Raw genomic sequence first — 10,260 nt, 5'->3', positions numbered from 1 at the left:
TCGCCCGCGAGCAGGGCGTGGACGACGCGCGCGTTGGCCGCCGCGTCGCGACGGCGCAGCGCGCCCTCGGCGGGGCGCGGGATGCCCAGGTCGCGCGGGTCTACGCAGACCAGCGCGGCCCGTCCGTCGCGCACCGACCAGACCTGCGATGTGGTGGCCGTGGTGAGCTTGTCCAGGCCGTCGTCGCCGCGTACCACCAGGGCGCTCGTGCCGCGTTGCCGCAGCACCTCCGCCACCACCGGTAGCAGGCGCGGATCGGCCACCCCGACCAGCCGGTGCGTCGGTCGCGCCGGGTTGATCAGCGGGCCGAGCACGTTGAACACCGTGGGTACGCCCAGCTCGCGGCGCACCGGGGCGGCGTGGCGCAGGCCCGGGTGCGCGGCGGCCGCGAACAGGAACGTGATGCCCGCGGCGGCCGCGATCTCCGCGTGCGCGGTCGGCGGCATGTCGAGCGGCACGCCGAGGCGCTCCACGAGGTCGGCCGCGCCCGCCGTGGTCGCCGACGCGGCGCGGCCGCCGTGCTTGACGACCGTCGCGCCGGTCGCCGCCACGACGATCGCGGCCATGGTGGACAGGTTCACCGCGTTGGTGCCGTCGCCGCCGGTGCCCGCGATGTCGACGGTCGGACCCGGGATGTCCACCGGCGCGGCGGCGGCGAGCAGGGCAACCACCAGGCCGTCCACCTCGACGGCCGTCTCGCCCTTGGCGCGCAGCGCGACGAGGAACGCGGCCAGCTGCGCGGGTGCCGCCGCCCCACGTACCACCTCGCCCATCGCCCAGCCGGCGGCGTCGGCGGTCAGGTCGCGCCCCGCGAGCAGGTCGGCCAGCAACGACGGCCAGGTGTGCGGTGTGGTCATGGGTGTCCTCCGGGTCGGGGCCACCCGCAGGCGCCGGCCGCTGGACACGGCGACGGCCGCCTCGCGGGAGGCGGCCGTGTGGGTGCGCGTGGGTGCCGGTCGCCTAGGAGGCGGGCCACCAGCCGTTCACGCGCGCGAGCATGCGCACACCCTACCGCGCGCCGACCGCCACGACCGCCCGGTGCCGGGTGGGTGTGTCGATCTCGTCGACAATCGCGACGGCCAGGTCGACGTAGGAGAACCCGCCGGGCAACGCGCGTGCCTCGCCGAGCTGGTAGCGGCCCGTGCGGTCGGCGGTGTCGTCGAGCACGACCGGCGGCGGGGCGAGCAGCAGCCAGTCCAGCTCGTCGTCCGCGCCCCGCAGCACGTCGACCTGCGCGGCGTGGTTGAGTGAGAACGCCCGGTACGGAGCGGGGAAGTCCGGCGCGTCGTGCACCGCGACGCCCGGCGCCGCCTCCAACGCGGTGCCGATCCCGACGCCGACCAGCCGCCGCACGCCCGCCCGGCGCAGGCCGTCCACGAGCGCCCGGGCGGCGTCGGCGAAGAACGTCGGCACGTCCACCCGCGCGGCAGCGTTCACCACCGCGTCGTGCCCGGCGGCGAGCCGGGCCACGTCGTCGACGTCGGTGACATCCCCTGTCGAACGGGTCACGGCAATGACCTCATGCCCCCGGTCGGCGGCCTCGGCGACCACACGTCGCCCCGCTCGTCCCGCCGCGCCGAACACCACGATTCTCTTCATGGCCGCCGACCGTAGCGGGGCGGGGCCCGGTTACCGCAACGATAGTGGGCGTACGGTGGGGCGATGAGCCAGCCGCTGGACCCCGACATGTTCGCCGGATGCGTCGACGACGACCCGCCGATCCGCATCGGTGACAAGTGGACGGCGAAGGTGATCGTGTGCCTGCGCGACGGGCCCCGCCGGTTCTCCGAGCTGTTGGCGCCCCTGCGCCCGGTCACGCCGAAGGTGCTCACGGAGACGCTGCGGGCGATGGGGCGTGACGGCCTCGTGGCCCGTACGGCCCACGGGGGCATGCCGCCCCACGTGGAGTACGCCCTGACCGACCTGGGCCGGTCGCTGCTGACCCCCATGGCGGCCACCTGCGCGTGGACCCGCGAACACCTGCCCGAGCTGCGGGCGGCCCGCGAGGCGGCGGCCCGTTAACGCGGAAGTGCGGCGGGAACGTGCCCCTGATAGGGGTCGTCTCCCGCCGCACCATCGCTGGCTTACCGGTTGTCGCGCCAGTCGATCCAGTCGCGGAGCTGGGTCAGGTCGTAGTCCGGGCCGGTGGCGTGGACCGTGAACAGCGACGCGCCGGCCTCGAGGAGGGCGGGGCCCACCTCGTCGGGCTTAGCGGCCGCCCCGCGGGCGTTCGCCACCGCGGTGGAGATCTCGATCTCGGAGAAGTCGCGGCCGACGACCGCGCAGTGCTCCTTGAGAATGCCGATCTTGCGCTTGAGGGTGTCCAGGTCGCCGAAGCTGTGCCAGATGTCGGCGTGCTTGGCCACCAGGCGCAGCGTCTTCTTCTCGCCGCCCCCGCCGATGAGCATCGGGATCTTGCGGGTGGGTGCCGGGTTGAGCTTCGACCACCGGCTCTCGATGCGCGGCAGGGCCTCGGCCAGGTCGTCGAGGCGCCCGCCCGCGGTGCCGAACTCGTACCCGTACTCCTGGTAGTCCTTCTCGAACCAACCGGAGCCGATGCCCAGGATGAGACGGCCGTCGCTGATGTGGTCGACGGTGCGCGCCATGTCGGCGAGCAGTTCCGGGTTGCGGTAGCTGTTGCACGTCACGAGGGCGCCGATCTCCACCCGTGACGTCTGCTCGGCCCACGCGGCGAGCATGGTCCAGCACTCGTAGTGCAGGCCCTCCGGCTCGCCGCTGAGCGGGTAGAAGTGGTCCCAGTTGAAGACGATGTCCACGCCCAGCTGCTCTGCCTCGGCCACCGCGGCGCGGATCTTGCTGTACTCGGCGTGCTGCGGCTGCACCTGCAGCCCGATTCTGACGTCTGTCACGATCCCAACCTATCTCCGGCCGCGCCGCACGGGCGAAGATCCACGCATTCGCGTGTCACCATCCCGGGCGCGTGTCGACTTTGGAGGGTCCGGGCACCATGAGGGCATGTATCTCATCAAGGAGCGGTTCTTCCGACTGGGCAACGACTCCGAGATCACCGACGAGGGCGGACGGACGGTCTTCGACGTGGACGGCAAGGTCCTCTCGCTACGGGACCGGCTCGTCATCAAGGACCCCGACGGCACGCCGGTCGCCGAGGTGCGCCGCCGGTTGCTCGCGCTGCGCCCCAGCTACGTGGTCACCATCGGTGGCGAGAAGGCGGCCGTGGTGCGCAAGCGCTGGCTGCGACTGTTCCGCGACCGGTACCTCATCGACGTGCCCGGCCCGCACGACCTCACGATGAAGGGCAGCCTGCTCGACCACGAGTTCACCATCCGCCGCGACGGCGACACGGTGGCCACCGTGTCCAAGCGCTGGGTCAGCATCCGCGACACCTACGCCGTGGACATCGCCGAGAGCGAGAACCACCTGCTGATCCTGGGGGTGGCCCTGGCTCTGGATCTTGCCGAGGAGCGTGCGGAAAAGACAGATTCCTGAGTACGCCTCCGGCATGGCACGCTGCGACGGTGACCCGCACGTTTTTCGTGGCCGTGGTGCTGCTGGTGACGGTGGCCGGCTGCGGTCTGTGGCCGGCCGACGACCCGCCGGCGGCCGTGACGCTGCCGCGCGACTACGCCGGCCTGCTCGGCCCTGCCGGTCTGGACACTTTCGTGGCGCTTGCGGACAGCATGACCAGTGTGTCCCCGGAGTCCGCGCGGTTGGTGGGTCCCAACTACGGCGTCGCGTTCGACGCGCTCGGGATCGCCACGGCCGTGGACGGGCTGCGCTTCACCGAGCTGGCCACGGGGCTGCACCCGGACGACATCGGCAGCGCGCGGCGGGTGGAGCACCGCCCGGCGGCCGGCCGTGAACTGCTGCTAGCCCACGTCCCGTCGCGGGTCTCGCTGCCCGAGCCGACGGACGGGTACGGTGACCTGTTCATGGCGTGGCGGATCGTCACCGCCGACGGCGAGCGGCCGCTCCTGCGCGACAGCCACCCCGACTGCCTCTGCGTCGGCTCGATCATCATGGTGAGCGTCCCCACGGGCGGCTTCGCGCGCCTGACGGCCACGGTCGACGGCGTCACGGCCGCGCTCGACCTCCGCACGGGCCGGCCGATCGCCGGCTCGTGAACCGGATCGGAGCACCCGATCCGGTTCACGACCTCGTGGAGCGTCAGCCGATGTCGCGGCGGCGGAAGGCCGTCAGGCCGGCGGTCGCCAGGCCGGCCGCGGCGACCGTGAGCCAGAGCAGCGGGGCCGCCGTGAAGGCGGCGCCGGGGAGCTTAGGCACGTGGGCGAACGGCGAGGCGTCCACGATCCACTGGCTCAGGCCGAGGATCTCGCCGATCTCGAGCACCAGCAGGCACAGCACCAGCGCCGCCCAGGTGAGCCCGGCGAAGCGCGGCGCCAGGCCGAACAGGGCCGCCCCGATGCCCGCCAGCACCCACGCCGCCGGCGCCTGGACCAGCGCGGCGCCCAGCAGCGCCCACGTCTGCCCGCCGACGTCGCCGATCTGCGACCCGTACGCGAGCCCGCCGGCGGCCCCCGCGACGGCGAGCAGCAGCGCCGTGCCGACCACCGCGAACGCGAGGTGGCTCAGCGCCCACTGCACGCGCCGCGTACGCGTCGCCAGCAGCGGCTCCAGCCGGCCGGCGGCCTCCTCGCCGCGCAACCGCAGGGTGGCCTGCACGGTGTAGGCGGCGACGACGAGGCCCGTGATGCCGAGGACCGCGCCGAGGTAGGCGTCCACGATCGCGGCGCTGCCGCCGAGCCGGCTGAGCAGGTCCGCAATCTTGGCGTTGTCGAGCTTGGCGTCGCCGATGCCCTTCGCGGACCCGCCCAGCACGCCGCCCCACACGGCCATCCCGATCAACCAGCCGATGAGCAGGCCGCGGTGCAGGCGCCAGGCGAGCGCGAACGGGCTGCGCAGCGCGGGCTCCGCCTGCGCGGGCCCGGGTCGCTGGGGGACCAGGCCGGCGCCGAGGTCCCGGCGCCCGTTGAGCAGGTAGGCCGCGCCGACGGCGATGGTGGCGAGCGCGGCGAGCAGCGCGAGGGTCCACCACTGCTCGTCGGCGAAGGCGCGCAGCCGCATCGCCCACCCGACGGGCGACACCCACGAGGCCCAGGTGGGCCCCGCGTCGCCGACGGCCCGCAGCAGGTACGCCGCGCCGAGCACGGACACCGCGATGGCGGTTGCGGACCGCGCGCTCTCGGTGAGCTGCGCGGCGACGGCCGCTACGGCGGCGAAGAACAGTCCGGACAGCGCGATCGCGGCGCCCAGGGCCACCGCCCCGGCGGCTGGCTGGTCGGTGCCGAGCAGCCCCAGGGTGGCGACGAGTCCGGCACCGACGCTGGCCACGCCGGCGGTGAGGAGCGCGGCGGTGAGCGGGGCGTACCGGCCGAGGACGCCGGCGCTGAGCAGCTCCAGCCGGCCGGTCTCCTCCTCGGTGCGGCTGTGCCGGATCACGGTGAGGATCGCCATGAGCCCGACGAGGATGATCTCGGTGACCAGGATCTTCCAGGCGGTCAGCGCGCCGATCGACCCGGCCGCGAACAGCGGCCCGTTGATCGCGACGAGCGACGGGTTGCTGATCACCCCGGTGACCTGCTCGAGCGCCTCTCTGGTGGGGTAGAGGTCGAGGTACTGCGCGGCGGTGGTCGCCGGCAGCACGCCGATGATGAGCACCCACACCGACAGTCGCACCCGGTCCAGCCGCAGCGCGAGCCGCACCATGGTCCGGGTCCCCCTCAGTACGGTCATGTGGTCACCAGATCATCGGTGTAGTGACGCAGGAACAGCTCCTCCAGCGTCGGCGGCTGGCTGGTCAGCGAGCGCACGCCGGCCTGCGCGAGCGCGCGCATCACGGCGTCGAGCTGGTCGTTGTCGACGTCGAACGAGACCCGGTTGCCCTCCGCCACGACGTCGTGCACGCCGGGCAGCGCGGCCAGCTCGGCCGGGGCGGCCAGCTCGGCGGTGATCGCGGTGCGGGACAGGTGGCGCATCTCGGCGAGGGTGCCCGTGTCGACGACCTTGCCGGACCGGATGATGCTCACCCGGTCGCAGAGCGCCTCGACCTCGGACAGGATGTGGCTGGACAGCAGCACGGTGCGGCCGTTGTCTCGCTCCTCGTTGATGCAGGCCCGGAAGGTCGCCTCCATCAGCGGGTCCAGGCCGGACGTCGGCTCGTCCAGGATGAGCAGCTCGACGTCCGAGGCGAGCGCCGCCACCAGTGCGACCTTCTGCCGGTTGCCCTTGGAGTACGTCCGGCCCTTCTTCGTCGGGTCGAGATCGAAGCGCTCCAGGAGGGTGGCCCGGCGCTGCGGGTCCAGCCCGCCGCGCAGGCGGCCCAGCAGGTCGATGACCTCGCCGCCGGACAGGTTCGGCCACAGGTTCACGTCGCCCGGCACGTACGCCAGACGGCGGTGCAGGTCGGCGGCGTCGCGCCAAGGGTCGCCGCCGAGCAGGGTGGCCGTCCCGGAGTCCGCCTTGAGCAGCCCCAGGAGCACCCGGATGGTCGTGGACTTCCCGGCGCCGTTCGGACCCAGGAAGCCGTGCACCTCACCGGTGCGGACGGTGAGATCGACACCGTCCAACGCACGCGTGGCTCCGAACGACTTGGTCAGCCCGGAGACCGCGATCGCATCATTCATGGTTCGGAAGCTACGCTGATTTCACAAATTTGTGAAGCTTCGGTAAGCTGCGTCTCACATACGAGGAGGTGGGCATGCCCGACCCGCGGGACACGCAGGTGATCGAGCAGTTCGTCGAGCGCTTCGCGCAGGTGCTCGTCGACTCCGGCATGCCCCGCATCGCCTCCCGCATCGCCATCGCGATCATGGCCACCGACGAGGGCCGGCTCACGGCGGCGGAGCTGGCCGAGCGCCTGCACGCCAGCCCGGCCGCCGTCTCGGGCGGCGTGCGCTACCTGACGCAGGTGGGCATCGTCCACCGCGGCCGCGAGCGCGGTTCCCGCCGCGACCACTTCACGGTCGAGCACGACTGGCTCTACCAGACGATCGCCCAGCGCGACTCGATCCTGGTCCGCTGGTCGGCCGGCTTGCGCGAGGGCGTCCAGGCGGTCGGCGGGGACACCCCGGCCGGCCGCCGCTTCGCCGAGTCCGTGGAGTTCTTCGAGTTCCTCCGCGGCGAGATGGAGGGCGTCCTCGACCGCTGGGAGGCCCACCGCCGCGCCGCGACCACGCGTGCCTGACCACGCGCAGCGTCTGTGGTCAGCTCAGCGACGTGTAGTCACTGCACGAATGCTGAAACGCTGTGGAACCTTTGCCGCATCTTTTGTGCAACACCCAATGTGACCGGACCTAGACCCCTGCCGGTGCGCCTCGCCTACCCGGCGGCGGATGGCGCCAGGGCGCGGACCACCTCGGCGCTACGGCGGGGGCGGCGGTCACGGTCGAACAGGCCGAAGGGGACGGAGTCGCCGGCGAGCCACTCGTAGTTGTCGATTCCCGTCCAGAGGAACACGCCCGCCACGTCGATGCCGTCCGCGCGCGCCTTGTGGACGTGGCCCAGGGCCTCGGTGAGGTAGTCGACCCGCGCGTCGTCGTCAGTACCGCCATAGCCGAGTTCGGCCACCACGAGCGACTTGCCGGGCAGTTCGTGGGCGAGCCGATCGAGCACCCGGGCCAGGCCCTCGGCCCACGGCACGTAACCGAGCGGGCCGGGCGTGCCGTCGGCCGGGTACGGGCCCGGCTGGCCAGCGCCGTTCACGGCGGTCGCCGCGTAGTACGAGAAGCCGTAGGCGTCGAAGGCGTCCGTTTCGCGGGCCAGGCGCAGCCACGAGTCCCACACCACGGCGTCCCACTGCGCGACGGCGGCCGCCGACCCGGGACTGTCGTCGGCGGGGACGAGCGGCGTCAGCGACTCGTTCGAGACGACCGGACGGCCCGTCCCGCGCAGGCGGGCGGCCGCCGCGAAGTCGGCCCGGTGGACGGCAGTGAGCGCCTGCAGGAACTCCGGGAGTGAGGTCACCCCGGGCGGGAACGCCCCCGACAGGTAAGCCTTCTGCGCGAAGCTCGTCGGGTTGTTCACGGGCATCCACCCGTCGACCAGGTCACCGAACCGCTCGGCGACCGTCCCCACCCACCGCCGCCAGCGCTCCCCGAAGCCGGGGGAGCAGACGCCGCCCTCGCCCGCCAGCCACGCCGGCAGTGCCGTGTGCAGCAGCGACACCCACATGCGCAGCCCGGCAGTGCGCCCGGCCGAGAGCACGTCGCGGTAGTGCGCGACCGCCGCCTCATCCACGATGCCGGGCGCCGGCTCCACCTTCGCCCAGTTGACCGACATGCGATGGTCGGTGAACCCCCACCGTGCCATGAGAGCCAGGTCCTCGGCGTACCGCTCCGCGAACCCGTTGCCGTCACCGGACGCGGGCGCCCGCCCGGCCCGCTCCCAGGCATACCAGTTGTCCCCCGGGTCGGCCCCCTCCACCTGCACGGCCGAACTACCCGTCCCCCACCACCGCATTCATCCCCCTGAGTGTTCGTGGCTCTACGTGCGGAACCGCGGCCCGCGACTCGGCCCGTCATTGGCCATAGGTCGACAGGCAACCGCGAGCATCGTCGGAATCGTGGCGAACCAGCGCTCGTAGGCCGTCCACTCCGGCTCCGGGCGCACGTGCGCCGGGAGGGTCGGTGGCTCGTGCAGGGCGGTCACCGCCAGGCCGTGGCGGCCGAGCAGGTTCACGTACCAGGACAGTGGTCGGTGGTAGTGGTGGTGGCCGCCGAACGACGTGATCCAGCGCGTCTCGTGCGCGAGGTAGCCGGTGACCTTGCGGTAGCGCTCGCCGTCCGCCTCGAGGGGCGCCTGCGCGAAGAAGCACGGGTGCAGGATCGAGAAGACGAACACGCCGTCGTCGACGAGGCTGGCCCGGACATCGGCGACGAGCGCGTCGAGCTCCGGCACGTCCATGAGGACCATGTGGGCGACGATCGCGTCGAATGTGGACAACGGCCGGGGCAGCCCGGCGCACAGGTCGTGGGCGACGAACCCGACGGCCGGATAGCTCGCCCGGGCATGGCGCAGCAGTTCCACACTGCCGTCGACGCCCAGAACCCGCGCCCCGTCGAGCCGGAGCTCCTCGGCGAGCCAACCGTGTCCGCAGCCGAGGTCGAGGATCCGTCGTCCGGCCACCGGGCCGAGCGTCTCGCACAGGAACGGCCGCATCCGTCGGAAGAACGAGTCGTCCGGCCCGCCGCTCTGATCGGCGTACCGGTCAGCGGCCCTGTCCCAGAGCTGGAGGTCGCTGTCACCGGGCACGCGCACCATCGTCGCACCCCGACCCGACCCGCTGGTCCCCGGTCCACTCGGTCACGTTACTGCGCCTGCCGGGCCGCCGCTGATCCTCTGTGGACGGCGGTCCACGGTATGACGCGATGCCGTACCGTGGACGACTCGTCGCTGGGAGGTCCGGGTGACGCCACTGGAGCCGTCCGACCCGCGTCACGTCGCGGGCTACCGGCTCGTCGGCCGGATCGCCGCCGGCGGGATGGGCCGGGTGTTCCTCGCCGTGTCGCCGCGCGACTCCCCGGCGGCGGTCAAGGTGATCCTGCCGGAGCTGGCCGGGCAGCCCGAGTTCCGCGCCCGGTTCCGCCGGGAGGTGCGCGCGGCGCGGCAGGTGCACAGCCCGTACGTGGCCGAGGTGCTCGACGCCGAACCGGACGACGAGCAGCCGTGGTTGGCGACCGAGTACGTCGCCGGCCCGTCGCTGTCGGCGGCGGTGCGCTCGTTCGGGCCGCTGCCGCCCGACAGCGTGACGGTTCTGGCGGCGGGCATCGTCGCGGCGCTGCGGGCGGTCGCGGGCGCCGGGCTCGTGCACCGTGACCTCAAGCCGTCCAATGTGCTGCTCGACGCGGCCGGTCCGCGGGTCATCGACTTCGGCATCGCCAAGGCCGCCGACGCCACCGACCTCACCCGCACGGGGTACGTGGTCGGCACGGCAGGGTACATCGCGCCCGAGCAGATCCTGGGCGGGGAACTGAGCCCGGCCGCGGATGTGTTCTCCCTCGGCGCGGTGCTGACCTTCGCGCTCGCGGGGACCGGACCGTTCGGCACCGGCACGCCGCACGTCCTTATCGGCCGGGTCCTGTACGCGCAGCCGGATCTTGCCGGCGTGCCCGTCGACTGGCGTGACGTGCTGGGCCAGTGCCTGGCCAAGGATCCCGCCGAGCGGCCCACGTTCGAAGCGCTCGCGGCGCGGTTCGCCGGTGCGCATCGTCGCGTCGGGGACGGCTGGCGGCCCGGACCGGTGGCGGGAGTCGTGCGCGAGCG

At 73.0% G+C, this 10,260-nt stretch carries 12 protein-coding genes; 5 read left to right on the top strand and 7 right to left on the bottom strand.

What is annotated here, in order from left to right:
* Positions 1–857, bottom strand: an 857-nt coding sequence (gene trpD, locus ABD211_RS28010; protein ID WP_344138328.1) for an anthranilate phosphoribosyltransferase, incomplete at its 3' end; no start/stop codon positions are given.
* Between the two features lie 151 nt (positions 858–1,008).
* On the bottom strand, positions 1,009–1,599 hold the full coding sequence (locus ABD211_RS28005) for an NAD(P)-dependent oxidoreductase (RefSeq protein ID WP_344138326.1): 591 nt from the start codon (positions 1,597–1,599) through the stop codon (positions 1,009–1,011).
* A 63-nt stretch (positions 1,600–1,662) separates the two neighbouring features.
* Between ABD211_RS28005 and ABD211_RS28000 the strand changes: the two genes are divergently transcribed.
* Complete coding sequence (locus ABD211_RS28000) at positions 1,663–2,022, top strand: winged helix-turn-helix transcriptional regulator (RefSeq protein ID WP_344138324.1); 360 nt, start codon at positions 1,663–1,665, stop codon at positions 2,020–2,022.
* A gap of 62 nt (positions 2,023–2,084) precedes the next feature.
* On the opposite strand, the gene ABD211_RS27995 is transcribed toward ABD211_RS28000, so the two are convergent.
* Positions 2,085–2,870 carry an LLM class F420-dependent oxidoreductase gene (locus ABD211_RS27995; RefSeq protein WP_344138322.1) on the bottom strand — a complete coding sequence of 262 codons (786 nt, stop codon included), beginning with the start codon at positions 2,868–2,870 and terminating at the stop codon, positions 2,085–2,087.
* Between the two features lie 106 nt (positions 2,871–2,976).
* On the opposite strand from ABD211_RS27995, the gene ABD211_RS27990 reads away from it, so the two are divergent.
* A complete protein-coding gene (locus ABD211_RS27990; RefSeq protein WP_344138320.1) occupies positions 2,977–3,468 on the top strand; it encodes an LURP-one-related/scramblase family protein in 492 nt (163 codons plus the stop codon).
* A gap of 29 nt (positions 3,469–3,497) precedes the next feature.
* Entirely contained in the window at positions 3,498–4,103 is a 606-nt protein-coding gene (locus tag ABD211_RS27985) for a hypothetical protein (protein WP_344138318.1), read from the top strand.
* 43 nt (positions 4,104–4,146) lie between these two features.
* On the opposite strand, the gene ABD211_RS27980 is transcribed toward ABD211_RS27985, so the two are convergent.
* Together ABD211_RS27980 and ABD211_RS27975 are read right to left on the bottom strand one after the other, a co-directional pair.
* Positions 4,147–5,733: an ABC transporter permease gene (locus ABD211_RS27980; RefSeq protein WP_344138316.1), complete on the bottom strand. Its 1,587-nt coding sequence runs from the start codon at positions 5,731–5,733 to the stop codon at positions 4,147–4,149.
* Positions 5,730–6,623, bottom strand: coding sequence for an ABC transporter ATP-binding protein (locus tag ABD211_RS27975; protein ID WP_344138314.1), 894 nt, complete (start codon positions 6,621–6,623; stop codon positions 5,730–5,732). Before ABD211_RS27975 ends, ABD211_RS27980 begins: the two co-directional genes overlap by 4 nt.
* Positions 6,624–6,697: 74 nt before the next feature.
* Between ABD211_RS27975 and ABD211_RS27970 the strand changes: the two genes are divergently transcribed.
* Positions 6,698–7,183 carry a GbsR/MarR family transcriptional regulator gene (locus ABD211_RS27970; protein WP_344138312.1) on the top strand — a complete coding sequence of 162 codons (486 nt, stop codon included), beginning with the start codon at positions 6,698–6,700 and terminating at the stop codon, positions 7,181–7,183.
* Positions 7,184–7,317: 134 nt separating this feature from the next.
* Here the strand turns inward: ABD211_RS27970 and ABD211_RS27965 are convergent, their stop codons facing one another.
* Positions 7,318–8,457 carry a family 1 glycosylhydrolase gene (locus tag ABD211_RS27965; RefSeq protein WP_344138310.1) on the bottom strand — a complete coding sequence of 380 codons (1,140 nt, stop codon included), beginning with the start codon at positions 8,455–8,457 and terminating at the stop codon, positions 7,318–7,320.
* Positions 8,458–8,481: 24 nt separating this feature from the next.
* Positions 8,482–9,249: a class I SAM-dependent methyltransferase gene (locus tag ABD211_RS27960; protein WP_344138308.1), complete on the bottom strand. Its 768-nt coding sequence runs from the start codon at positions 9,247–9,249 to the stop codon at positions 8,482–8,484.
* 154 nt (positions 9,250–9,403) lie between these two features.
* Here ABD211_RS27960 and ABD211_RS27955 point away from each other — a divergent pair.
* Positions 9,404–10,260, top strand: an 857-nt coding sequence (locus ABD211_RS27955) for a serine/threonine-protein kinase (protein WP_344138306.1), incomplete at its 3' end; no start/stop codon positions are given.

The sequence above is a fragment of the Luedemannella flava genome, assembly GCF_039528515.1.
GTDB classification, from domain to species: Bacteria; Actinomycetota; Actinomycetes; order Mycobacteriales; family Micromonosporaceae; genus Luedemannella; species Luedemannella flava.
The sequence above is the reverse complement of the archived record's forward strand: the minus strand, read 5'-3'. Positions and strand labels throughout refer to the sequence as shown.